Genomic DNA, 23398 nt, shown 5'->3' on the forward strand with positions numbered 1-23398 from the left:
CAAATCGCTAAACCGCCTCTATTAATAACAACATAAATATAAAATAAGAGAAGTTCTGTAAATGTTGTAACTACTAGTGTGGACAATTTCTGTGCATAAGCGATTAATTATTAATTATTTCATCAACTTATATTGTTGACTTCTACATGTTTGAAGGCGGGAGTGCCTGGGTAGAAAGGGTGCTAAGCCTGTGGATGAAATAGCGCCTTATCCACAGATGCAATTGGCCACGGCTTATCCACCGGCCAGTACCTGGGTTGTTACCGCAGCTGTGAACAAGCAACGTTGGGTGTGGAGCTAACGCTGAGAGACGCCCATGGTAGGCCTTGCGGAGATAAAAACGATTAATGTAAAAAAAGTTTATCCACAGGCAAAAAAATGGCCTGTCGTGTCGACAGGCCGGTAAAAAAGCGTCATTTCGCATTAGCGAACGCGTTATTTAGGTGCCAAGCGCAGGTCTACGCGAGGGCATTGAGTGTTCACATCTAGTGTTTAAGCACCCGCGCAAGGAAGGATTGAGTACGTTCATGTTGCGGTGAATCGAACAGTTTTTCCGGGTGTCCCTGCTCGGTAATCTCGCCTTTATGGATAAAAATCACCCGGTCGGCAACCTCACGGGCAAAGCCCATTTCATGGGTAACAATCACCATGGTCATGCCCTCTTTGGCCAGTTCACGCATGGCATCGAGCACTTCACCGATCATTTCCGGGTCAAGCGCCGATGTGGGCTCGTCAAATAGCATCAGCCGGGGTTCCATGGCCAAGGCACGAGCGAGCGCCACACGCTGCTGCTGGCCGCCTGAGAGCTGGCTGGGGTACTTATCGGCCTGGTCGGCGATACCCACCCGGTCAAGCAAACGTTTGGCATTGCTGACCGCGTCGTCACGGCTTAAACCGCGCACTTTCATCGGCGCCAGGGTGACATTATCGATGACGCTGAGATGGGGAAACAGGTTGAATTGCTGAAAAACCATGCCCACTTCGGTGCGGATGGTTTGTAGTGCTTGGGTGCTCTTTCCATAGGGCAGCAGTTCGTTGTCATCGACCACCAGACTGCCTGATTGGAACTCTTCCAGGCCGTTAATACAGCGAATCAGCGTCGATTTACCTGAGCCACTGGCGCCGATGATCACGACAACTTCACCGGGCACAATCGTAAGGTCAATATCGTTGAGTACGTGCAGGCTGCCAAAGTGCTTGTTGAGCTGCTGCATACGCACAATTGGTTGCGTTGTGTTGTTCAATGTCTCGCTCATTGCGCGTGTCCTTATTGTCCGGCCAGGCCTCTGCGCTCAAGTTGGCGCAGGATGATGGAGAGCGTCCAGGTGATCGCGAGATACATCAGGGCGACCATAAAGTAGACCTCAAGGGCCGTGAAGGTGGTGGCGATATAGATCTGCCCTTGGCGCACCAGCTCACTGACGCCAATCACTGAAAACAGGGAGGTGTCTTTGATGCTGATGATGCCCTGGTTACCAAGAGGCGGGATCATGCGCCGAAACGCCTGGGGCCAGATAACGTAGCGAAACGCCTGAGTGCGGGAAAGGCCCAGAGAGAGCGAAGCTTCCCCTTGACCGCGCTCAATTGACTGCACACCGCCACGCACGATTTCAGAGATGTAAGCGCCGGAATTAACGGCGATCGCGGCAATACCGGCGACCAGGGCGTTAATTGGCCCACCCAGCAGTTGTGGTAAGCCGTAAAAAATAAACAGCACTTGAACCAGAATCGGCGTGCCGCGGAACACTTCGACATAAATGATGGCCGGCCAGCGTAGCCAGCGCAGGGGGCTAATGCGTAACAGGCCAAAGAATATGCCGATAAAAAAACCAATGGCCAGGCCGCCAAATGAGATAAGTAGCGTCCAGGGAATACCCGGCAGCAGGTAAGGGATAGACCCAAACGCCGCCGACCAATCAAACTGAAAATTGACGTCCACGCGTAGACTCCTGAAACAAAAAAGCAGTTGGCAAAAAACACATGATCAACGCAGCAGGGCCGGGGGTTTTGGCCACCCGGCCCTGTAATGGCGTTACGCTATTGTAGAGGTTTTACACTCACTCTTCGCTGGGGGCTTCACCAAACCATTTGGTGTAGATCTCATCGTAAGTGCCGTCTTCTTTCATCGCGGCGAGCGCTTCGTTGGTGGGTTCCACCCACTCGCTGCCTTTGTGGAAGACGATGCCGTACTGCTGACCTTCATATAGCGGGCCAACAACCTTGGTACGGCCTTCGCCACGGGTTTGCGAGAAGTAGGCGACGTTAGGGGCGTCATAGAGCACCGCGTCAACGTTGCGGCCTAGCAGCGCCATGTACATGTCGGCAGTACCCGGGAAGGGGGTGATGTCAGCATCTTCGCCAAGCTCTTGCTGCAGGTAGTCGTAACTGGTGGAACCAATTTTGGTACCAACGGCGAGATCCTGAAGGTCTTCTAGTGTTTCGACGCTGTCATTGTCGGCACGCACAATAATGCGAAGACCGGAATCGTAGTAGGGGTCGGAGAAGTCGACAACTTCGGCACGCTCTTCCGTAATGGTGGTACCGGCAATGGCGATTTCCTGGCTGCCGGTTTGCACGGCGGGAATGATGCCGGAGAACTCCATGGTCGTGAGATTGACTTCAAAACCTGCGCGTTCGGCGACTTCGTTGATGATATCCATATCGAAGCCGACCATTTCGCCGGTCTCTTGATCCATCATTTCAAACGGCACAAAGCTTGGGTCAGTGGCCACGTTCACCGATGGCGTTTGGGCCATGGCGGCAGTGGCGCTGCCCAATCCCAGTGCAAGCGCCAGCGTTGTTTTGGTTAGGCTGAGTGGTAGTGCTATTTTCATAAGTTTCCCCGTGCTTTATATGGCTGATGGCGGGTTACAAAGCGGTTTTTTACCGTTTGATGCTCTTTATAAACCGTTATTTAAGCCGTTGTTGACCTATTAACCTTGGCGAGAAACCGTCAGGGCGTCAAGTCACGGGGAGCGCTGCGGGCCAACGCTGTTTAGACCATAAAGGAGGCGCCGCAGCCGCAGGTGGTGGTGGCATTAGGATTTTGAACGCGAAAACGTGCGCCCGCCAGGCCCTCTTCGTAGTCGACGGTGGAGCCTACCAAGTATTGGTAGGAGAGGGGGTCAACCACTAGGGCTGCGTTACCGAACTCTATTACGGTGTCATCGTCGGCGACGTTTTCTGCAAAGTCGAAACCGTACTGAAAACCTGAACAGCCGCCACCGGTTACATAGACCCGCAGTTTAAGGGATGGGTTATTTTCTTCTGCAATCAGCGCATTAATACGTTTTCGTGCGCTATCAGAGAGCAGTAGTGGAGTAGGAACAAAGGCTTCTGCACCGCTCATGGGTACCTCCCGCGAGCTTTAAGAACGAATAAATCGGCATTGGGGGGTGATTATGGGTAATTCCCAGCAAATTGGTCAACTATTCCTGGGAATTACTAAAACATTAAGGCATCAAGGCCGGGGCTGAGAGACCGGTGTTCTCGTCAAAACCGAACATCAGGTTGAGGTTTTGAATCGCCTGACCCGAAGCACCTTTGACCAGGTTATCGATCACCGATAGCACGACGACGGTATTGCCATTGCCCGGGCGGTGGACTGCCAAGCGGCAGGTGTTGATGCCTTTGACACTGCGCGTTTCAGGGTGGCTCCCCGCGGGCATCACATCGACAAAGGGTTCGTCGGCGTAGCGCTGCTCAAAGAGTGTCTGCAGGTCGCCCGGCTCAGCGGTTAGCTGGCCGTAGAGTGTGGAGTGAATGCCGCGAATCATCGGCGTTAGGTGGGGCACAAAGGTTAAACCCACCGTGGATTGCTGGATATCCCTAAGTCCTTGGCTAATTTCCGGCAGGTGGCGGTGGCCCGAGGCGCCGTAGGCCTTCATCGACTCGCTGGCTTCGGCAAGCAGTGAACCCACTTTAGCGCCGCGGCCTGCGCCGGTAACGCCGGATTTGCAGTCAGCAATGAGTTGGCCTGGGTCGATCAAACCCGCTTCCAGAAGCGGCAGGTAGCCCAGCTGAACGCTGGTGGGGTAGCAACCGGGAACCGCAATTAAACGTGCGTTTTTGATTTTCTCCCGGTGCATTTCCGGCAGCCCGTATACTGCCTCTTGCAACAATTCCGGGGCACCGTGGGCCTGGCCGTACCAGCGGCTCCACTCTTCAGCATCGCGCAGCCGGAAATCGGCCGATAGATCAATCACCCGAGTGCCGTTTTCGAGTAGCTCACCGGCTAGGGCGTGGGCAACGCCATGGGGGGTGGCAAAAAATACCGCATCCATGTCGCCCAGTTGTTTGGCGTCCGGCTCGCTAAACGCCAAGGTGTCGTAATGGCCGCGCAGGTTGGGGTACATATCGCACACCTTGACGCCGGTTTCCGAGCGCGAGGTAATCATGGCTACGTTGACTTGCGGGTGCTGGGCGAGTAGCCGCAGTAGTTCAACGCCGGTGTAACCTGTACCGCCAACAATGCCGACCTTAATCACAATTCACTCCTTACGGATGCCGCTGAGTAGAAAACTAAATTCGCTATTAGCTTAAGCATAGGACACCAAGCTGTTTAAGCGTATCCAGCTATGATACACAAGAGTGTAAAGATACAAGAGTAAGGAAGGTCGCTGTGGCGCGTTTTTCCCGATCGGATTTTACCTTAGAGAGTTTTCGTCGCCAGTTGGCCAACGTCGACGCCCTTCCGCAACTCTGTTTGCTGGGCCTTGTCTCGGGGGTTATTACCGGCGCTGTGATGGTGGCGTTTCGGCTGCTATTGGAAGCGGGCGCCGCGCTCTACATGACCGATGGCGACCCAGAAGCGTTTGAAAGCATGGCGCCCTGGCTGCGTGCGCTGCTACCTATGTTGGCGGTTACCCTTGTGGGTGTGCTGCTGTACCGGCAAAAACCGGCAGCGCGCAAGCTGGGCGTTGGCCATGTAATTGAGCGGCTTACCTATCATCAGGGCCGTTTTCCGTTACGCAATTGGTTAAATCAGTGGTGGGTAGGTGTTGTGGTGGTATTGGGCGGGCTCTCTGCTGGGCGCGAGGGTCCGGCGATTCATTTGGGTGCGGCGGCGGCCAGTGGACTAGGCCAACAGATGCGTTTGCCCAATAATAGTCTCAGGGTACTGGTGGCGTGCGGTACCGCAGCAGCTATTTCCGCTTCTTTTAACACGCCTATCGCGGGTGTCATCTTTGCCATGGAAGTGGTGATGATGGAGTACACCTTGGTGAGCTTTATGCCCGTGATTTTGGCCTCTACCATGGGTGCGCTGGTAGCACAGTTGGCTTATGGCAATGAACCCGCTTTTCGTATCCCCGAGATAGCACTAGGTTCACTGATCAACTTGCCGTGGATTGTGGTTACCGGGCTGGTGATTGGTCTGTTAGCGGGGCTGTTTATTCATATTTCACGCAACCAGCGGATTATGCTGTGGCCGCTCTGGATGCGCCTTGGCTTGGTGGGTGTGGCAACTGGCGCGGTGGCTTGGTGGTTCCCTCAGGTTCAGGGCATCGGTTATGACAGCGTGGCGGCGGCGCTCAATAACCAGCTGGAAATTAAAGTGCTGCTGGCGCTGATGATCGTCAAACTACTGCTTACAGCGCTAACTGTCGCTGGCGGTGTACCCATCGGTATTATCGGCCCGGTGTTGGTCATAGGTGCTGCCACAGGTGCACTGTTTGGTTTACTGGGAGGCTGGCTTTGGTCTGATAAAGCCGCGGATCCTGGTATTTACGCGATGCTGGGCATGGCCGCAATGATGGGGGCGGTGTTACAAGCGCCTCTTGCTGCCCTAATGGCGCTTTTGGAGTTAACCCATACGCCGAGTATCATGCTTCCCGGCATGCTGGCGGTGGTGGTGGCGTGCTTAACCTCGCGTCAATTGACCGGCTGTGAAGGTTTCTTTATTAGCACGGTGCGCTACGGGCTGCACCCGCTTCAGCAGCCATTGATGCAGGCACTCTCACGGGTTTCGGTGCCTGCGGTGATGGAGCGTCAACTGGTGCGCACCGAGCGAATGATCACCCCTGATCAAGCGCGGCTTTTATTAGAGAAGAACCCAGTGTGGTTAGTGATTGAGCGGTCAACAGAGGAAAAACCAGTGCTGGCGCTAAAAGCTGCTGAATTGGCGCGTTGGTTGCTCGAACACGATGAGGCGTTGCAGGGGGAAGAGCCGCCTACGGATGAACTGATCGACTTACTGGAAATCCCAGGACAGCGCCTGGAGCTGGCGCCGATTGGTTTACAGGCGACGCTTTCCGAAGCGTTTCTAAAACTGCAGGATAACGCTCTGGGGGCGCTCTACGTCGTTCATGGCTATCGCCCAAAGCAGCGGCGTATTTCAGGTATTATCACCCGTGGCGCCATCGAACGTTATTATCACTACACTGACCCCCGTGGCGCCGACCTTCGTGACAATGAAGTACGAGAGAATGATGCCCGTAAGAAGGATTCATCACTTTAAGGAGCGACAATGTACCTATGGGTAAAGGCCATTCACTTAATGGCCGTAGTGACGTGGTTCGCTGCGCTGTTCTATTTACCCCGCCTGTATGTGTATCACGCCACTGCGCGGGATAACGGCGACGAACAGGCCATTAGCTATTTCAAAACCATGGAGCGTAAGCTCTACCGTGGCATCATGACCCCATCGATGATTGCGGTACTCATTTTTGGTGGCTGGATGCTCTATCTGGTGCCCGAATGGTTTAGCCAGGGCTGGATGCATGCCAAGCTGGCGCTAGTGGTTCTGCTTATCGCCTATCATCACGTTTGTTTGATCTATTTGAAGCAGTTTGCCCAGGATCGTTGTACCAAAGGCCATGTGTTTTTCCGCTGGTTTAATGAAGCGCCGGTGATTGCGCTCGTGGCGATTATTCTGCTTGCCGTTGTGAAGCCCTTTTGATGCGCCAACCGCTCCCCCCCGTGGTGTTGGTACTCGCCGGGCATGATCCGACTGGTGGCGCTGGGTTGATCGCTGACAGTGAAGCCATTGCGGCCTGTGGTGGTTGGGCGGTAACGATCCCCACTGCGCTGACGGTACAGAATTGTCATAATGTGACCCGCGTGATCCCTGCTGAGCCGACCGCGATGCGCCAAATGGCCGAGGCAATTAGTGAGATGCAGGTCGCGGCGATTAAGATTGGCCTACTTGCTGACGAAGACACCCTGCGCGCAGCGGAGCAAATTATTCGTCGTTTTCCAGGCATTCCCGTGGTGGCCGATCCGGTCTTCAAAGCCGGTGGCGGAACTGAGTTATCCACACCTGCTTTGCGTCAATTGTTTATTGATCGCTTGTTACCGCTTGTGGATATCTTAACCCCGAATCGCGCTGAGCTGGCCCAGCTTACGCCCGATATCATCACTCCTTTCGATGATACGGCCCGTGCGGTGGCACTGATGTCACAGGGGTGCCAAGCCATTCTGGTCACTGCCACGGATGAGCCGCTGCCCGGTAACGATCAACAGGTGGTGCACACCCTGCACTCGCCTGATACTACTCGCCAGTGGCAGTGGCCACGTTTGCCTGAATTGTTCCATGGTTCTGGCTGCACGCTGGCATCGTCTCTAGCTGCTCGTCTCGCTGTTGGTGAGCGCTTACCAACAGCTTGTGAGCAGGCTCAGCACTTTACTTGGCAAAGTTTGTCTCAAGGCTTTCAACCGCCCAGCGGCCAGTGTTTGCCACATCGTTTTTCACGGGCTGCCCGTTTTTGATCCTATCTTCTGTACGCCATTGACCGAGAGGATGCCATGACTACATCAGCTGAACTGTTCGATCTTGCCAGTCGCCATATACCGGGCGGAGTAAACTCACCCGTCCGGGCGTTTAAAGGGTTGCACCGCCCGCCGGTCTTTATGGAGCGTGCTCAAGGTGCCTTTCTGTTTGACGTCGAAGGCAATCGCTACGTGGATTATGTCGGCTCCTGGGGGCCCATGATCACTGGGCATGCCGACCAAGACGTATTGGCAGCCGTACGGGCGCGATTAGACAACGGCCTGTCCTTTGGTACCCCTACCGCAGTCGAAACCACCATGGCGGATTTGATCTGCGAGATGATCCCCTCCATGGATATGGTGCGTATGACCAGCTCGGGCACCGAAGCCACCATGTCGGCGATTCGCCTGGCGCGAGGTACCACCGGCCGCGATAAGATCGTTAAGTTCGAGGGTAACTACCACGGCCACTCTGATTCACTGCTGGTTAAGGCGGGCTCTGGCGCGCTTACCCACGGCGAACCCAGCTCACCGGGCGTGCCCACGTCGCTGGCTGAACACACTATTACCCTGTCGTTTAACGACCCTGAAGGGGTTGAAGCGTGTTTTAGTGAAATTGGCGATCAGATTGCCTGCATTATTGTTGAACCCGTTGCCGGCAATATGAATTGTATTCCGCCTCAACCGGGCTTTTTGGAAACGCTGCGCCGAGTATGTAACGAGTATGGTAGCGTGCTGATTTTTGATGAAGTGATGACCGGTTTTCGAGTGGCATTGGGCGGTGCCCAAGCCCACTACGGTATAGTGCCTGATCTAACCTGCTTGGGAAAAATTGTCGGTGGCGGCATGCCGGTGGGCGCCTTTGGTGGCAAGCGCGAGATAATGCAAAACATCTCCCCCCTGGGGCCGGTTTACCAAGCGGGCACATTGTCGGGTAACCCGTTGGCGATGGCTGCAGGTGTGGCACTGCTAACCAAACTACAGGTACCGGGCTTCCACGATGCGCTTACCCAGCGGGTTAACACCCTTTGTGCGGGCCTTCAGGAGCGTGCCAATGCCGCACGGGTGCCGATGATGACGCAGTCGGCGGGCGGTATGTTTGGACTTTTCTTCACCTCTCAAAGCCGTGTGGATAACTTTGCCCAAGCCACCGCCTGTAACCCGGATGCCTTCCGCCGCTTCTTTGGCGCGATGCTCGATCATGGCGTTTACTTGGCGCCTTCTGCTTACGAAGCAGGCTTTATGTCCAGTGCTCATACCCCGGAAGACATTCAGTTCACGCTGGATGCAGCAGAAAAAGCCTTTGCGGTAATGTAACGGCACGTAACCTAAAGCCAGCTATACTGTCAAGAGCCGCTCAACTTGAGCGGCTCTTGGCTTATATGAGAGTTACACTCATGGCACGACCAACGGCTTGGCGATACATGATCTGCGCAGCGGGGCTGCTGGTTTGCTTCCCGCTGGCTGCTCAGTCGCCTCAGGAGCAGGACATGACCCAGATCCATATCACCATGAGCGGTTCGCCGGGTGCAGAGTTTTACGCCCACTGGCGAATTACCCATGAAGGCGAAACCACCGAACACGTTGAGGAGAGCGGTACAGTGCCTGCGGAGTACACCTTTACTGGTACAGAGCTTGAAGGCACCGTTAAATTGTTAAGCGATGACGAACGGTTAGAAGTAGATATTCAAAAAGGCAGCAATCGGTCGCGTTCGTCGACTCAGGGGGCCGGGGGTACATTAACGCTGATGATTCGTTAACTTTTGCATTCTTAAAGTAATAAAAAACCGCCCCAGAAGGGGCGGTTGGCAATCACTAATTTAACAGTTTACCACTGTAAGCTGCTGGCATAGTTATTAGATCCATTTACTTGAGTATGCGTAGCGACAGCGGCGCCACCCATATTGGTATTTTGGCGAATCATAGATAGGCTGTTAGATTCGTCACGTTGAACGACAGTTGCTGTATGTGCTTCGGTACCATTTTGGAAGATATACGAAGCTGAGTTATTAGCACGAATCTGCGTTACATCTGCATAATTACCGTCACCGGTTTGAGAAATATGACTCCAAGTGGTGTCAGAATTATCAAGCTGCGAGACATATGCATCATTATCATAACCATCTTGGAAGATAACTGAATCGCTTGAATCAGTGTTATTTAACTGTTCAACGTCTGCAGTGTTATCTCCAGTTCCTGTTTGACGAATATAAGAGTCGTTAAGGTTGCCGGTTTGTGTAACCCTTGCCAGGTTATTTTCACCACCAATTTGGAGCACTTCAGATTCATTTTGCTCGTTGCCGCCATTTAGGCCTTGATTGACAAACGCTTGGTTCCCAATGCCATCACTGATTTGACGAATACGGGAATACTGCTCCGTACCTTTTTGCGTGGCGTTGGCAACGTTATCACTGCCGCCATTTTGTAGTATGATTGAGTCCCGAGTATTTGGGTTAGTTGTCGTAGCATAACCATTTAAACCATTGCGAATTCCTGCTTGGGCGTCAAAAACACCCTTGCCACCATTGAAAGTATTACCATCATGGTCGTAATTAGGATCACGAGGGTCAGCAGATACGCCCATGCTTAATGCAACAGCAATAGCAGCAGCGATAGTAGTAATTTGAGTTTTCATGGTGTTTCCCCTGTTTCACGATTTACTTGCTTTGGTTATAACTGAGAAGCTGGCTGCGACTCAGTTGGTATCGATAGTGACCGGTCGTGCATAGCCCGAATAATTTTGTTGTTCGACACTTATGCTGCGAAGGCCACTGCCCGATTGAGAAAGAGCTATATCACTGTTCCGTCCAAACTGGGTTACTTGTGCTTTAATTTCAAATTGGCCACCAGTTTGACTGATATTTGCGGTATGATTTGAACCTACCTGTTTTATTAAACCAATGTTAGCGCCATTATTTTGAGAAATACTGGCTTGATTGTTATATCCATCTTGATAGATGTAGGCGATGTTACCCATTTGATAACTCGCTGAGCGAGACTGTATAACGCTAGCTTGGTTATCATTACCGTTTTGACTAATGATGCTAACGTTACTTTTTAAAAGGCTATTATGATATGTGCCTGCTGCATACTGAGTTATTCTGGCATCTTCTTCCGATGAATGTGGAAAGTCATTACCTGCGGCTAATGAGGTGGAAGCGTTGGTTAAAGAAATTGCGGCCACTAACGCAGTAAAATAGATTCGCATGTGCTGGCAGTAACTGAACGGTTTCATATTTTGCCTTTAGAAACTTTGCGTATCATTTTGTATCAATGTGTTTAGTTTGGCGTATTTTTAGAAATTAACCATAATGATTTTTTTTGAGATATCGATTGTTTTTTTAAATATGATAGAAATAATACTTATTATTAAAATTACTATAAAAGAATTAGGTTTGTAGTCATTTTAGGTATTATTTACGTATGTAACGGCCACTCGAAATGTGGCCGTTGTTACTTTTTATATAAGAAATATTAAAGCATGGGCGTTGGGGAGTTTAGGTAGTCATTAAGTATGGTATCTTGAATATTCGTCCCTGGTGCCAAGTTCCACAGGCGGTTTTCAACTCCTCTAGCAATAAGGTGAATAACTGCTGATTCAATCGCTGACATGACTGCAAGTTGAACGGGTTCATTTGTGGTAAGGCCTACTTCGGCCTCTAGCAAACGACGAAAATCGATAAAACGATAAACACCCGCTCGCATCTCTTTCGAGTAGATAGTTTTCGTAGTGGTTACGTTAGCCAGAACTTCACCGGTGGATATTTCAACCGCGCGTAAATTGACCGTTACCTGATCAACTTGGTATTGCCCTGAGGCGCCAATACCAAAATACTCAGCGCCAGCACCACCGGTACGAACATTGGATTCATAAGCGATAATGCCGCCTTCCAACATTACCGAGGCCGCACGAAGTGATGGTAGCGTATCGGGTTGACCAAAGCGTTCGAACTCTGCGCGGATAATACGTCGCTCGGTAAGCAGGTTTTGTAGTCCCACACGCTCAAGCGGTATAAACCAGCCAGAATCCGCCAGCGCACCGGTCAGCATTGCTGCTGCCCCCTGGGTAACGGCGGTGGAAAAAGTACTGGCAGGCGCTGGTCGATATTGACCTGTTTGGTCGCGAAAGTCATAGACAGACACAAATATCTGCCCAGCGGTGGGAGGCAACGATATTAAGTCCTGGTAGGTTGCTCCGCGTGGGGTCAGCGTTGCGTCTGCACCTTCTAAATTTTCCGATGTGGCGACCATGCCAGCACAACCACTCAGTAAACTGGCGACAATAAGTGATGCGATAATTTTCATGGTGTTCCCCTGAGATGACGGATAATTTTTAGTGAGCTATTTTGTTGTTTTAAGGATTGAATAGCCCACCCACGCTTATTTCAGTCACATCTCCAGTTAACTTATCGACTACTCTAACTACTAATTGACCACCATTGTCGCTAACCACTACGCCAAACTCATCACTATCAAAGCTACCTTCGCTAACATCGCCCGAACTGACATCCGCTATTAATTGAGAAATGAGTCGGCTCTCTAAACTTTGTAGTAATCTTTCTGTCGCGGAAGTGGGAGTTGATCGGCTAGCGCTGGAGTCTTTATTGGTATCTTGAGCCTGCGCTTTTCCTAGTAAATAACTACCCACAAAGGGATCACCTCCAAAAGAAGGATTAAGTGGCTTATAGATTAATTCCCCAGCTTGTGCTGTTGTGGATAGCACCAAGGCCATTCCCATAACGACTAAGCAAGTTCTTTTTATTGGGTTCATTAGAAAATCTCCTCTTTTCCCAAGTCTTTGTCGGAAGATAGCGAAGCGGATATTTGCCGTTCAATCAGGGCTCTTTCGACGGTCTGCACGGCTTCCTCAGCGGTACGATCGGCTTCATTGATCCTGGGGGAGAGCTGTGTACGGAAATACATACGGTTGCCCTCCATCACCCATACTTGGCTGCCCCAGCGTGCATCGGGGCGCTCTTTAATGGTGATGGTGGCATTGCCGATAATCAGGTTATCCATCGCCCGCTGGCTGAAGGCTCGGTAGAAGGTCTTACCGGCCATGGTGATTGTTCTATCTACCATCACGCCAGTTAGCTCACTTCCTCCATTAGTGCTTCCTTGCACTCCAGGCCCATCAGGACTGGAGAGCTGATTAATAGCGTCGATCGCTTCTTGTTCGTTGGCAGGCAATGCATCGGTTGGGGCTGTTGGTTCGTTAGCTAATGCTAAAGATGACCCGATCCATACCGCCATGAAGAAAAAGATGATGGATAAACGGTGCATTGATGGCATGACAGTTACCCTTGCGCATTAGCGCTAACGATGTCGTTGAAGACTGCGTGCGGTCTCAATATTGGGCAGAATCGGGCCCAGGTTCTGATGAATCCAGTTGAGCGCTTGAATGCGGTTGTGAACGTTAATTTTGCGAAAAATGTTGTATAGGTGTGACTTAACGGTGTGTTCGCTAACAAACAGCTTTTCGGCAATTTGTTGATTAGAAGAGCCAGCACTAAGTAGGGAAATAATTTCCATTTCCCGGTTAGTGAGTCCGCAGGCTGGGCGGAAAGCATTACTTTGGTATTTGCGATAAAACAGAATTAAACGCGCCATTAAATCTCGTGACATCCACAGCTCCCCTTCAAGCAGCGAGTGGATGCCTTTACAAATTACCTCAAGGCTTTCATTGCGATAAAAAACGCCTTTTAACTGAGCGCACGAAAGTGCTTCAAGGGCGTGATCCATATCATGAATATTGAAGGCCGCTAGGGGAGTTTTAGTTAACGTGTCGGGTAACTTATCTTGCCACTCTGGCAGTGCATCAATGCCAATATGATCGCTGTCAATGAGAATCAGCAAGTTGCCCGATGCGGAAATAGGTAATGCTGTATGAGGAGAATGGATACTAATTTGACAGCCGGTGTGTTTGTTCAAGTACTCAGCGAACAACTGAACCTGGGGACTTTTTTCGGTAACGACATACACCGTTCCGGTAGACTTTTCCTGCGACATTGGGTGGCCCTCGTGGAAAGAAAGAGTGAGCAGGTAACCACTGAAGTGTTGACCATAAGATACGTTTCGTAAAGTTTTGTTATTAAATATATGGTAAAAATATTTTTCATCTCTTCAATATTTTCATTAATATGTAAAATATTGTTATTTAACAAATGTTTATTAGTAATTAAGCAATAAATTAATTACCTAATCATTAGATACGTTATGTAACATTTTGATGGCTTTTGATACCAGCAGTGAGCGCGTAAACTGCAGTTCTACTGTTAGGAGTACATACCATGGCCGCCGTCAATACCCTTGTACTTGCCAGTGGCAATACAGGAAAATTAAGAGAATTCAACCAGTTACTTTCACCTTTGGGATTCGATGTTCGCCCCCAGGCGGATTTTGGTGTCACGGATGTGGAAGAGACGGGGCTAACCTTCGTCGAAAATGCACTGTTAAAAGCGCGTGAAGCGAGCCTCATCAGTGGATTACCTGCATTAGCTGACGATTCTGGGCTTGAAGTAGACGCACTCAATGGTGCGCCCGGTATCTATTCCGCTCGGTATGGCGGTGAGCCGAGAAGCGACGAGAAAAATAACCAAACGTTGTTAGCCGCATTAAGTGACTGTGCGGAAGGGCAGAGAAGTGGACGTTACTGGTGTGTGCTGGTTTATTTGCGCCATCCGAAGGATCCGGTGCCGGTCATTGTGCAACGGAGTTGGGAAGGCGAAATTCTTGCTCATCCCCGAGGGAAGGAGGGATTTGGCTATGATCCGCTTTTCTGGTTACCTGATCAGGGTATGAGCGTCGCCGAGCTGCCCAGTGAAAGTAAAAATCGCCTTAGCCATCGTGGTCGCGCATTGCAGGGGTTAGTGGAGTTACTGAAGGTGGCGCATGGCTGATACGTTGCCGCCACTCTCTCTCTATATCCACACGCCCTGGTGTGTCCGTAAATGTCCGTACTGTGATTTCAATTCTCATGAGCCGGACACACACGGTTTTACTCCGCGGGATTTACCTGAAGCCGCCTATCTAGATGCGCTGTTACAAGACCTGGATAGTGATCTTGACCTGGCGGCTGGACGAGAAATTAAAACCATCTTTATTGGCGGTGGGACTCCAAGCCTGCTGTCGCCCGCGTTTTATGAACGATTACTGAAAGAGATCCAGATCCGTTTACCCTTCTCTAAAGAGATAGAAATTACCTTAGAGGCTAATCCAGGTACCACGGAGCAAGAGCGTTTCATTGGTTACCGGAAAGCAGGCATTAACCGTCTTTCGCTGGGTATTCAAAGTTTTCAGCCTGATCAACTGCATGCGCTGGGGCGAATTCATAGCGGTGACGAGGCGATTACTGCGGTAGCGCAGGCGCGCCAGGCAGGCTTTACCAACATTAATATTGACCTTATGCACGGTTTGCCTGATCAAACGCCTCAATTGGCGATGGATGATATTACCCAAGCGCTGGCATTGGCACCTGAACATCTCTCTTGGTATCAGTTGACCCTTGAGCCGAATACCGCCTTTCACTCCCACCCCCCGGTATTGCCAGAGGAAGAGGCGCTTTGGGATATTCAGGATAAAGGGCATCAGCTCCTGGAGCTGGCGGGCTTCAAGCGCTACGAGATTTCGGCTTACGCTAGTGCCGGTCACCAGAGTCGCCATAACCTTAATTACTGGCAGTTTGGTGACTATCTTGGGATTGGCGCTGGTGCCCATGGCAAGCTTAGCCGTATTGACCCAAATGGGGAGTGGCTCATTGAACGGCGCTGGAAAACTCGCCAGCCAGATGCCTATCTAAAGCGCGTAGATGACCTGCGTGGCTTTATAGCCGGTAAACAGCTGATAAAAACGGATGAGCTACCGTTGGAGTTTGCCATGAACGCTTTACGGCTCACCGACGGAGTGTCACTTGAGACATGGAGAACTAATACCGGGCAGCCAAATGCTATGTTACTGGAGCGTTTACAATCCGCCGAGAAAAAAGGACTTTTGATGCAAATGCCCGAAAAACTGCGTGCATCGCCTCAAGGTCTATTATTCTTGAATGAGTTGCTAACCTTGATCAGTGATGATTGAACAGCAATCTACAGAAATTTTTTTCTGAAATAACAGACTTGAACCATCAAGCTTGACGACTTACAAGGAGTGAGTGATGCGTATTTCTCGACTACTGACACCGTTGGCGGCTGCTATTCTACTGGCCGGTTGTGCTACATCGGATCCTTACGGTGGCCAAACGCAGCGCTCTAGCACCGCTATGGGCACCGGGATTGGTGCCGCCGTGGGGGCCGCTGCAGGTGCTCTTTCTGGTGATGGCAGCACCAGCCGCCGTGACCGTGCACTAATTGGTGCTGCCGTAGGCGCAGCAGCGGGCGCTGGTATTGGTGTCTATATGGATCGCCAAGAGCAGCAGCTACGTGACAACCTACAGGGGTCACGCATTGAAATCGATCGCCGTGGCGACGATATCGTGCTCAATATGCCCAGCGGCGTTACCTTTGGCTTTGACTCTGCTGAGTTGACTAGTGAAGCGCGTGGCTCACTCAATGAAGTTGCTAACGTACTTTCTCAGTACCAGGATACCCGCGTTAGTATCGCTGGCCACACCGATAGTACCGGTGACGCGAGCTATAACCAGCGTCTATCTGAGCGCCGTGCCCAAGCCGTCTCCAGCTACTTGTCTCAGAACGGCGTTTCATCCATGCGCCTGAATACTTCTGGTTACGGTGCTACTCAGCCAGTCGCCAGCAACGACAATGAGCAGGGCCGTGCTCAAAACCGTCGGGTAGAAATTACCTTGACGCCTACCGGTAACGGCCAGGGCTAAGCCTCTTAAAGCTGCACATTGCCGTTCAAAGCCCGCTATGCTCCTATAGCGGGCTTTTTTCGTTCACCTGTTTACGAGCTACCATGCTGTCCTACCAACACGCCTACCACGCCGGTAATTTTGCCGATGTACACAAACATCTGACGCTTTACGCCGTCACTGATTACCTATTACGTAAAAAAACACCTATTACATATATAGACACACATGCCGGTAGAGGGCTTTATCCATTAGCCACCAAAGAGACCCAGCGACTCCAAGAGTACCGTGAGGGCATCTGGCCACTGTGGCAGAAGCGTGAACAGCTAACCGACGCGCTGCTGGGAAGCTGGTTAAACGCTATTGTTGGGGCGCAGCCAGATCATAATGAATTGACCCTCTACCCAGGCTCGCCCTGGTGGCTGAGCCAGCCGCTGCGCGAGCACGATCGTCTGTGCCTGTTTGAGCTGCACCCGGGCGAACACCAGCACTTGAATGGCCAGGCGCTCCCTGCGCAGGTCAAGCGCGTGTATGGCGACGGGCTGGCAGGGCTTAGAGCGATGCTGCCGGTAGCAACACCCAGGGTATGCGTGCTGATTGACCCAAGCTTTGAGCGCAAGGTGGAGTACCAGGAGGTCGCTGACACTGCTATCCAGGCCCTGGAAAAGGCTCGCCATGCGGTGATGATGATCTGGTACCCGCTGCTGCCTGCCGGGCATCACCAAATGCTGTTGGACGTGCTGCAGGCCAGTGGAATACGCAAGATATGGCGCAGCGAGCTGCTGCTGCGCGAACCTGGCGAGCAGGCTCACGGCATGTTCGGTAGCGGTATGCTGGTGATCAATCCGCCCTGGGGGTTGGATAAACGCCTGGCAGCAGCGATGGCAGAAATTACCCCGCTGCTCGGCGCTGATAGCCGCTATCAGGCGGATTGGTGGGTGGGAGAGTAGTTGTCGAAAAAAGTAACTCTATTTGCCGATGCAAAAACTGCCAAAAATTTCGCCCAATAAATCATCGGCGCTGAATTCGCCAGTGATCTCGCCTAAGGCTTGTTGGGCGTCGCGCAAATCTTCCGCCAGCAGTTCCCCTGCGCCATATCCATCCAACTGAGCACGGCCGGTATCAAGGGCTGCCATGGCGCGATCTAGGGCGTCCAGGTGCCTTCGGCGGGCGGAGAAGCGACCCTCGGTGGTGGCGGCAAAACCCATCACATCCTTCAGATGCGCTTTCAAGTTATCCACACCCGTACCGGTTTTCGCCGATAGGCGCACAATGGGTATGGTTGTGAATAAATCAATACCCGCCGGCTCGGCACTGGTATCGATTTTATTACGCACCAGGGTTAAGCGGCTCTGGTCGGGCAGGCGAGCGACAAACTCCGGCCAGATGGCCATGGGGTCGGTTGAAGTAGTGGTGCTGGCATCAACGAGTAGCAGCACTCGGTCGGCTTTCTCTATTTCGGCCCAGGCACGTGCGACACCAATTTTCTCCACTGCATCAGGCGTATCGCGCAATCCAGCGGTGTCGATGATATGTAGGGGCATACCATCAATATGAATGTGCTCACGGAGCACGTCCCGGGTCGTGCCCGCGATATCCGTCACAATGGCGGTATCTTGTTCGGTCAGCGCATTTAGCAGGCTCGACTTCCCCGCATTGGGTCGCCCGGCAATGACCACGCTCATTCCTTCTCGCAGCAGTGCACCTTGGCCTGCCGCCTGGCGTACGTCGCTCAGCGCTTGCTGGACGCTGCTTAAGTGCTGGGCAACGTGACCGTCGGCAAGAAAGTCGATCTCCTCTTCGGGGAAGTCGATCGCCGCTTCAACGTAAACGCGCAGTTCGATCAAGCGCTCCACCAGCGCAGAAACGCGCTTCGAGAACTCACCCTGGAGCGAGCGTACAGCGTTTTCTGCCGCCGAGCGTGAGGTGGCATCGATGAGATCGGCAATCGCTTCCGCCTGAGCCAGATCGAGCTTATCGTTCAAAAATGCCCGTTCGGAAAACTCTCCCGGCCGCGCCAGGCGGGCACCCAAGACCACACAGCGCTCCAGCAGCATATCCATAATAATCGGGCCGCCGTGTCCCTGGAGTTCCAGTACGTCTTCACCGGTAAACGAATGGGGGCCGTTGAAGAACAGGGCGATGCCTTCATCAATGCTCCCTTCTGCGCCTTGGAATGGGCCGTAGTGAGCGTATCGCGGGGCAGGGCAATGCCCAACCATGGCTTGAGCGATTTCGCGGCAGGCGGGCCCGGAGACGCGGATAATACCCACGCCGCCGCGTCCTGGGGGAGTTGCCAGCGCCGCAATGGTGTCAGGCGTATAGAGGCGTTCGGCCATGGTGAATCTCTTAGTCAATTGGCAGAAGTAGCATTTGATCGGTCTAGCATCGATCTACATAGTTTGGATTTGTCGACCTTAAAACGCCAGACCCCCGCTCGGGGCGGGGGTCTGAAGGGCGATGACAAAGGCAGTCTATTTGGTTTTCATGCCTTTGCCGATACTCGGATCATTTTCGATTTTGCGCGTGATGTAGTACTGCTGCGCCACCGAAATGATGTTGTTGACCACCCAGTAAATAACCAGACCGGCCGGGAACCACAGGAAGAAGAAAGTAAAGATGATGGGTAGCATCTTCATGATCTTCGCCTGCATAGGATCCGGAGGTGTCGGGTTCAACATTTGCTGAACGAACATCGAAATGCCCATCAGAATCGGCAGAATGAAGTACGGATCCTTCACCGATAGATCCTGAATCCAGAAGATAAACGGCGCATGCCGCAGTTCAACCGACTCCAGCAACATCCAGTAGAGAGCGATGAAGACAGGCATCTGAATCACAATAGGTAGACAGCCCCCCAGCGGATTAATCTTCTCCTTCTGGTAGAACTTCATCATCTCTTGCGACATTTTCTGCCGGTCGTCGCCATACATCTCTTTCAGGCGCTGCATTTCCGGGCCGAGTTTACGCATCCTACCCATGGATTTGTAAGCTTTGGCTGAAAGCGGGAACAGCACTGTCTTAACCAGTATGGTCAACAGGACAATCGACCAACCCCAGTTGCCGACTACCTCGTGGATATGATCCAGCAGCCAGAAGAGGGGGTTAGCAATAAACCATAACCAGCCATAATCTACGGTTAATTGCAGGTTGGGAGCGACTTGTTCCAGGTAGTCCTGCACTTTTGGCCCGACGTACAGAGTGGCGCCTAGAGTGGTTTCACTATCGGCGGCCACAGTGCTGGTGGGGCCAGCAAAGGCTACGACGTTACGATTACTGGAGTCGGTGGTGACGTAGAAAAGGTTTTGCTGATCCTGCTGAGGCGCCCATGCCGACACAAAGTAGTGCTGAATAATGGCTATCCAGCCGCCCTGTGCTTCACGGTTTTCAAAGTTATGGCTTTGAATATCCTCAAAGTCGATCTTCTCGTAGCGTGCATCCGGCGTTGAGTAAGCGGCCCCTAAGTAGGATTTCATACCCATGGAGACACCGCTTGATGGGTCAGGGCTATTGTCGCGTGCCAACTGACCAATAAAGCGCGCACTAACCGGTGCGTCGGTGTTATTGGCCAGGTAGTAGTTGACGTTGACCGCATAGCTGCCGCGCTCAAAGGTAAGCCGCTTAATGACCTCAACGCCGTTAACATCAGCGGTTAGATCAACGCTTAGCTCGTCATCGTTATCGCCTAAACGATACTCCGAGTTTTCAGGCGTGAACGCGATACGGCTGGCTTGGCCATCGAGCTGCAGGCCTGAGCGAGCCACGTAACTACGGCTGCTGTTATCGGATAACAGCACATAGTTACGGTCTGAATCCAGGGAGAGTTTGTGCTGCGGTAACGCGGCATAAACAATATCGCCACCGTGTGGATCAATACGCACATCCAGAACATCGGTGGTCACGGCAATGAAGTCGCGGCTTGATGTCTCGCTTTCGGTATCAGGAATACCTTCACCTACCGCACTTTGCTGTGAAGACGTGCTCGGCACCGCTAAGCCGCTTTCTCCATCTTCAGCATTGCTAGGAGACGTGGAATTGCTGCGTTGCGTCGTTTCAGGCACTGAATCGTAATTCGGCTGCCCGTAATCCTGATTCCACTGGACGACTAGCAAGTAAGCGAGTACGGCTAGTGGAATCAGTAATAAAAGTCGTTTTACGTCCATGAGGGTTCTGCCCGCTGGGTGGTGAACATGCTAATGGCGCAGTGTCATTTACTCGACTCTTGACACACGAAAGCCTGCCAGTTGGCAGGCCGAGGTCGAGCGGCGAGGGGTGCACCAAAGGTCACGTGTCACGCTTAGGCGTTGGTGCTGCGATCACCGCCTGTGCGTCACGCTGTAGTCGTTTCCACATGCCGTGTAACTGGCGATGCAAGGTGTCGTTATCGAGATCCTGAACGCCACGTCGCGCAAGTACCACTATATCCACAGAGGGTAGGTGATCTTGACGAAGGCGAACGGATTCTCGAACCAGACGCTTGAAACGGTTGCGATCTACGGCGCGTTTAACATTTTTTTTGCTGACCACCAGTCCAAGGCGGGGGTGTCCCCGAGTACTAAAGCGAACTAACGCCATCATACCTTTGCCATGCACTTTCAGGTCGGCTTGTTCAAACACGTGACTAAAGTCCCCAGCATTTAGTAACCGTAATTGCCGGGGAAAGCCTTGCTGCGGTACACGCAATCTGAGATCAGGCGCTCAGACGCTTGCGGCCCTTGGCACGGCGACGTGCGAGGACGGCGCGACCGTTTTTGGTTGCCATACGAGCACGGAAGCCATGCGCGCGCTTGCGCTTGAGAACGCTAGGTTGAAAAGTGCGTTTCATAACTCGTTATTCCCACGTGGTTTAGGACGGAAAGTGAATTCCAAAAAGCCCGGTCCAGTGAGGAACTAGCCGGGGAGATTCAATTCAAGACCGGAAATTGTAGAGACTTCCTCTGCTGGGTGCAATTTTTCCTTGCATAAAAGCGTTATCACACCTCAGCCAGCGTGCTTGATACGTTAAGAGTAGCCATTAATAAAGTCACTATTATTACTAATAGGTAGTTCTAAACCTGTTGTTATTAATAGTGGGGATACTATTTGTGGATAAGTGGTTTTAAACGATATTTTTCAATTGCCTATAACAATAAAAAATCTGTGTGTAAGTCCCGTATAAGCCGTCTACAAGGTGTTGGCGAGATGTGATTAACCCGTGTGTAAGGCACGTATTTAAGGATTATCCCCGTCCCTCCACAAGGTTTTCCCATGGGCTCATCGTTAGTTGTCCACAGGCCAATATTGAAGGCCAAACCCGTGTGGATAACCGAGGCTTTGGGCGCTACAATGGTCGGCCGTTTTCAACCGATGGTGAGATGAGTGTCACTGACGCTTTGGCAACAGTGCCTGGACAACCTGCAGGATGAGCTGAATTCACAGCAGTTCAATACCTGGATACGCCCGCTGCAGGCAGAAGAAGGAGAGTCCAACGAGCTGCGCTTATTGGCGCCGAATCGTTTTGTGCGCGATTGGGTGAGCGATAAGTATGCCAAGCGGATTAGTGAGCTGATGCGTGAACTCGCACCAGCCAAGCCGCCAAAGGTCAGCCTGACGGTGGGTAGTCGCCGTTTGGCAGCCCAGGCCCCTCAGCATCGTGATTTAGGTAATCCTGTATCGGCTTCGCCGTCGCGGCCAGCATCGCCAGCGGTACATACGCCGCCACGCGGCGATATTGCCGATGAGCGCGAAATCGATAGGCTGCGCGATGAAGCGCCGAGTCGGCGTAATAATGAACGTCAGGTACAGGTAGAAGGCAGTCTGAAACATGGCAGCGGGCTCAATCCGAATTTTACTTTCGATACGTTCGTGGAAGGTAAGTCTAACCAGTTGGCTCGTGCTGCCTCCCGCCAGGTGTCTGAAAACCCTGGTGGCGCTTATAACCCCTTGTTTTTATACGGCGGCGTAGGCTTGGGTAAAACCCACTTAATGCATGCAGTGGGGAACGCATTGGCAACCCGGCGTGAAAACGCCCGGGTGGTATACCTGCACTCAGAGCGGTTTGTCGCCGATATGGTTAAAGCGCTCCAGCTTAATGCGATTAATGATTTTAAGCGTTTTTATCGCAGTGTTGATGCGTTACTTATTGATGACATTCAGTTTTTTGCTGGAAAAGAGCGCTCTCAAGAAGAGTTTTTTCATACCTTCAATGCGTTATTAGAAGGTGGTCAGCAAATGATCCTGACCTCTGATCGCTATCCTAAAGAGATCAGTGGGGTAGAGGAGCGCCTTAAATCACGCTTTGGTTGGGGGCTTACGGTCGCGATAGAGCCGCCTGAGCTTGAAACCCGTGTGGCCATCTTGATGAAAAAGGCCGACCAGGCTAAGGTCGATTTGCCTCACGATGCGGCTTTCTTCATTGCGCAAAAAATTCGTTCCAACGTGCGCGAATTGGAAGGTGCGCTGAAAAAAGTCATTGCTGATTCGCACTTCATGGGTAAAACGATTACCCAAGACTTTATTCGTGAGTCTCTGAAAGATCTGTTAGCGCTTCAGGATAAGCAGGTAGGGGTAGATAATATTCAGCGTACGGTCGCCGAATATTACAAGATTAAGGTGGCGGATCTGCTTTCGAAGCGCCGTTCACGCTCAGTTGCCCGCCCTCGTCAGGTGGCGATGGCGCTTGCTAAAGAGCTCACCAATCACAGCTTACCTGAGATTGGCGATGCCTTTGGCGGGCGTGACCACACAACGGTGTTGCACGCTTGCCGAAAAGTGAAATCATTGCAGGAAGAGAGCGCGGATATTCGTGAGGATTACAAGAATTTACTGCGCCTGTTGACCAGTTAATCATTCCATGGGACGGGCCTGTTACACGCAGGTCTTTCAGGATATAGAACCGGAGTATTG

General features: G+C 51.9%; 25 protein-coding genes. 10 read left to right on the plus strand and 15 right to left on the minus strand.

What is annotated here, in order from left to right:
• Positions 1-485: 485 nt before the first annotated feature.
• The 5 genes from K7H09_RS07910 to argC all read right to left on the minus strand — a co-directional run bounded on the left by K7H09_RS07910 (position 486) and on the right by argC (position 4487).
• Positions 486-1256, minus strand: coding sequence for an amino acid ABC transporter ATP-binding protein (locus K7H09_RS07910; RefSeq protein WP_022521047.1), 771 nt, complete (start codon positions 1254-1256; stop codon positions 486-488).
• 11 nt (positions 1257-1267) lie between these two features.
• Positions 1268-1939, minus strand: a complete 672-nt coding sequence (locus K7H09_RS07915; RefSeq protein ID WP_009286346.1) for an amino acid ABC transporter permease — start codon at positions 1937-1939, stop codon at positions 1268-1270.
• Between the two features lie 118 nt (positions 1940-2057).
• Positions 2058-2834 (minus strand): transporter substrate-binding domain-containing protein, encoded by a 777-nt coding sequence (locus K7H09_RS07920; RefSeq protein ID WP_009286347.1) that lies wholly within the window; start codon positions 2832-2834, stop codon positions 2058-2060.
• A gap of 161 nt (positions 2835-2995) precedes the next feature.
• Entirely contained in the window at positions 2996-3349 is a 354-nt protein-coding gene (gene erpA, locus K7H09_RS07925) for an iron-sulfur cluster insertion protein ErpA (protein ID WP_007112206.1), read from the minus strand.
• A 103-nt stretch (positions 3350-3452) separates the two neighbouring features.
• Positions 3453-4487 carry an N-acetyl-gamma-glutamyl-phosphate reductase gene (gene argC, locus K7H09_RS07930; RefSeq protein ID WP_141440218.1) on the minus strand — a complete coding sequence of 345 codons (1035 nt, stop codon included), beginning with the start codon at positions 4485-4487 and terminating at the stop codon, positions 3453-3455.
• A 134-nt stretch (positions 4488-4621) separates the two neighbouring features.
• Here argC and K7H09_RS07935 point away from each other — a divergent pair, with 134 nt between their 5' ends.
• The 5 genes from K7H09_RS07935 to K7H09_RS07955 all read left to right on the plus strand — a co-directional run bounded on the left by K7H09_RS07935 (position 4622) and on the right by K7H09_RS07955 (position 9467).
• The gene (locus K7H09_RS07935) at positions 4622-6457 is read left to right on the plus strand and encodes a chloride channel protein (protein ID WP_141440217.1); all 1836 of its coding nucleotides are present in this window, start codon (positions 4622-4624) and stop codon (positions 6455-6457) included.
• 9 nt (positions 6458-6466) lie between these two features.
• Positions 6467-6898: a protoporphyrinogen oxidase HemJ gene (hemJ, locus tag K7H09_RS07940; protein ID WP_022521043.1), complete on the plus strand. Its 432-nt coding sequence runs from the start codon at positions 6467-6469 to the stop codon at positions 6896-6898.
• Complete coding sequence (gene thiD, locus K7H09_RS07945) at positions 6898-7707, plus strand: bifunctional hydroxymethylpyrimidine kinase/phosphomethylpyrimidine kinase (protein ID WP_022521042.1); 810 nt, start codon at positions 6898-6900, stop codon at positions 7705-7707. Before hemJ ends, thiD begins: the two co-directional genes overlap by 1 nt.
• Positions 7708-7743: 36 nt before the next feature.
• Positions 7744-9024 (plus strand): glutamate-1-semialdehyde 2,1-aminomutase, encoded by a 1281-nt coding sequence (gene hemL, locus K7H09_RS07950; RefSeq protein ID WP_009286351.1) that lies wholly within the window; start codon positions 7744-7746, stop codon positions 9022-9024.
• 80 nt (positions 9025-9104) lie between these two features.
• Positions 9105-9467, plus strand: a complete 363-nt coding sequence (locus K7H09_RS07955; protein WP_223828047.1) for a hypothetical protein — start codon at positions 9105-9107, stop codon at positions 9465-9467.
• A gap of 68 nt (positions 9468-9535) precedes the next feature.
• On the opposite strand, the gene K7H09_RS07960 is transcribed toward K7H09_RS07955, so the two are convergent.
• The 6 genes from K7H09_RS07960 to K7H09_RS07985 form a co-directional block, all read right to left on the minus strand.
• Positions 9536-10342, minus strand: coding sequence for a hypothetical protein (locus K7H09_RS07960; protein ID WP_041157456.1), 807 nt, complete (start codon positions 10340-10342; stop codon positions 9536-9538).
• Positions 10343-10402: 60 nt separating this feature from the next.
• A complete protein-coding gene (locus K7H09_RS07965) occupies positions 10403-10942 on the minus strand; it encodes a hypothetical protein (RefSeq protein ID WP_052475483.1) in 540 nt (179 codons plus the stop codon).
• A gap of 239 nt (positions 10943-11181) precedes the next feature.
• On the minus strand, positions 11182-12012 hold the full coding sequence (locus tag K7H09_RS07970) for a CsgG/HfaB family protein (RefSeq protein WP_041157457.1): 831 nt from the start codon (positions 12010-12012) through the stop codon (positions 11182-11184).
• Between the two features lie 49 nt (positions 12013-12061).
• Positions 12062-12478 carry a curli assembly protein CsgF gene (locus K7H09_RS07975; protein ID WP_022521037.1) on the minus strand — a complete coding sequence of 139 codons (417 nt, stop codon included), beginning with the start codon at positions 12476-12478 and terminating at the stop codon, positions 12062-12064.
• The gene (locus K7H09_RS07980) at positions 12478-12999 is read right to left on the minus strand and encodes a CsgE family curli-type amyloid fiber assembly protein (protein ID WP_141440216.1); all 522 of its coding nucleotides are present in this window, start codon (positions 12997-12999) and stop codon (positions 12478-12480) included. Before K7H09_RS07980 ends, K7H09_RS07975 begins: the two co-directional genes overlap by 1 nt.
• Positions 13000-13023: 24 nt before the next feature.
• On the minus strand, positions 13024-13716 hold the full coding sequence (locus tag K7H09_RS07985; RefSeq protein ID WP_027958498.1) for a response regulator transcription factor: 693 nt from the start codon (positions 13714-13716) through the stop codon (positions 13024-13026).
• A gap of 281 nt (positions 13717-13997) precedes the next feature.
• Between K7H09_RS07985 and rdgB the strand changes: the two genes are divergently transcribed.
• The 4 genes from rdgB to K7H09_RS08005 all read left to right on the plus strand — a co-directional run bounded on the left by rdgB (position 13998) and on the right by K7H09_RS08005 (position 17463).
• Positions 13998-14606 (plus strand): RdgB/HAM1 family non-canonical purine NTP pyrophosphatase, encoded by a 609-nt coding sequence (rdgB, locus tag K7H09_RS07990; protein ID WP_141440215.1) that lies wholly within the window; start codon positions 13998-14000, stop codon positions 14604-14606.
• Positions 14599-15783, plus strand: coding sequence for a radical SAM family heme chaperone HemW (hemW, locus tag K7H09_RS07995; RefSeq protein WP_141440214.1), 1185 nt, complete (start codon positions 14599-14601; stop codon positions 15781-15783). The genes rdgB and hemW overlap by 8 nt, the downstream gene beginning before the upstream one ends.
• 76 nt (positions 15784-15859) lie before the next feature.
• Positions 15860-16534: an OmpA family protein gene (locus K7H09_RS08000; RefSeq protein WP_141440213.1), complete on the plus strand. Its 675-nt coding sequence runs from the start codon at positions 15860-15862 to the stop codon at positions 16532-16534.
• Between the two features lie 83 nt (positions 16535-16617).
• The gene (locus K7H09_RS08005; protein ID WP_009286356.1) at positions 16618-17463 is read left to right on the plus strand and encodes a 23S rRNA (adenine(2030)-N(6))-methyltransferase RlmJ; all 846 of its coding nucleotides are present in this window, start codon (positions 16618-16620) and stop codon (positions 17461-17463) included.
• A gap of 18 nt (positions 17464-17481) precedes the next feature.
• Here K7H09_RS08005 and mnmE read toward each other — a convergent pair whose 3' ends face one another.
• From mnmE to rpmH, 4 genes are all read right to left on the minus strand, one after another.
• Entirely contained in the window at positions 17482-18852 is a 1371-nt protein-coding gene (gene mnmE, locus K7H09_RS08010) for a tRNA uridine-5-carboxymethylaminomethyl(34) synthesis GTPase MnmE (RefSeq protein ID WP_230804357.1), read from the minus strand.
• A gap of 135 nt (positions 18853-18987) precedes the next feature.
• Positions 18988-20676 (minus strand): membrane protein insertase YidC, encoded by a 1689-nt coding sequence (gene yidC / locus K7H09_RS08015; protein ID WP_009286358.1) that lies wholly within the window; start codon positions 20674-20676, stop codon positions 18988-18990.
• 121 nt (positions 20677-20797) lie between these two features.
• Entirely contained in the window at positions 20798-21196 is a 399-nt protein-coding gene (rnpA, locus tag K7H09_RS08020; protein WP_027958493.1) for a ribonuclease P protein component, read from the minus strand.
• A gap of 7 nt (positions 21197-21203) precedes the next feature.
• Positions 21204-21338 carry a 50S ribosomal protein L34 gene (gene rpmH, locus K7H09_RS08025; RefSeq protein WP_008959105.1) on the minus strand — a complete coding sequence of 45 codons (135 nt, stop codon included), beginning with the start codon at positions 21336-21338 and terminating at the stop codon, positions 21204-21206.
• A gap of 533 nt (positions 21339-21871) precedes the next feature.
• On the opposite strand from rpmH, the gene dnaA reads away from it, so the two are divergent.
• Complete coding sequence (dnaA, locus tag K7H09_RS08030) at positions 21872-23338, plus strand: chromosomal replication initiator protein DnaA (protein WP_022521029.1); 1467 nt, start codon at positions 21872-21874, stop codon at positions 23336-23338.
• The last annotated feature ends 60 nt before the right edge of the window (positions 23339-23398 follow it).

This window comes from Halomonas sp. IOP_14, assembly GCF_021021315.1.
Taxonomy (GTDB): Bacteria; Pseudomonadota; Gammaproteobacteria; order Pseudomonadales; family Halomonadaceae; genus Vreelandella; species Vreelandella titanicae.

Coding starts and splice junctions, on each gene's coding strand:
- thiD (WP_022521042.1), top strand. CDS start 6,898: ATGCGCCAACCGCTCCCCCCCGTGGTGTTGGTACTCGCCGGGCATGAT.
- rdgB (WP_141440215.1), top strand. CDS start 13,998: ATGGCCGCCGTCAATACCCTTGTACTTGCCAGTGGCAATACAGGAAAA.
- yidC (WP_009286358.1), bottom strand. CDS start 20,676: ATGGACGTAAAACGACTTTTATTACTGATTCCACTAGCCGTACTCGCT.
- K7H09_RS08000 (WP_141440213.1), top strand. CDS start 15,860: ATGCGTATTTCTCGACTACTGACACCGTTGGCGGCTGCTATTCTACTG.
- hemL (WP_009286351.1), top strand. CDS start 7,744: ATGACTACATCAGCTGAACTGTTCGATCTTGCCAGTCGCCATATACCG.
- K7H09_RS07960 (WP_041157456.1), bottom strand. CDS start 10,342: ATGAAAACTCAAATTACTACTATCGCTGCTGCTATTGCTGTTGCATTA.
- K7H09_RS07970 (WP_041157457.1), bottom strand. CDS start 12,012: ATGAAAATTATCGCATCACTTATTGTCGCCAGTTTACTGAGTGGTTGT.
- K7H09_RS08005 (WP_009286356.1), top strand. CDS start 16,618: ATGCTGTCCTACCAACACGCCTACCACGCCGGTAATTTTGCCGATGTA.
- K7H09_RS07985 (WP_027958498.1), bottom strand. CDS start 13,716: ATGTCGCAGGAAAAGTCTACCGGAACGGTGTATGTCGTTACCGAAAAA.
- K7H09_RS07920 (WP_009286347.1), bottom strand. CDS start 2,834: ATGAAAATAGCACTACCACTCAGCCTAACCAAAACAACGCTGGCGCTT.
- hemJ (WP_022521043.1), top strand. CDS start 6,467: ATGTACCTATGGGTAAAGGCCATTCACTTAATGGCCGTAGTGACGTGG.
- K7H09_RS07910 (WP_022521047.1), bottom strand. CDS start 1,256: ATGAGCGAGACATTGAACAACACAACGCAACCAATTGTGCGTATGCAG.
- erpA (WP_007112206.1), bottom strand. CDS start 3,349: ATGAGCGGTGCAGAAGCCTTTGTTCCTACTCCACTACTGCTCTCTGAT.
- K7H09_RS07980 (WP_141440216.1), bottom strand. CDS start 12,999: ATGCCATCAATGCACCGTTTATCCATCATCTTTTTCTTCATGGCGGTA.
- rpmH (WP_008959105.1), bottom strand. CDS start 21,338: ATGAAACGCACTTTTCAACCTAGCGTTCTCAAGCGCAAGCGCGCGCAT.
- hemW (WP_141440214.1), top strand. CDS start 14,599: ATGGCTGATACGTTGCCGCCACTCTCTCTCTATATCCACACGCCCTGG.
- mnmE (WP_230804357.1), bottom strand. CDS start 18,852: ATGGCCGAACGCCTCTATACGCCTGACACCATTGCGGCGCTGGCAACT.
- K7H09_RS07955 (WP_223828047.1), top strand. CDS start 9,105: ATGGCACGACCAACGGCTTGGCGATACATGATCTGCGCAGCGGGGCTG.
- K7H09_RS07965 (WP_052475483.1), bottom strand. CDS start 10,942: ATGAAACCGTTCAGTTACTGCCAGCACATGCGAATCTATTTTACTGCG.
- K7H09_RS07975 (WP_022521037.1), bottom strand. CDS start 12,478: ATGAACCCAATAAAAAGAACTTGCTTAGTCGTTATGGGAATGGCCTTG.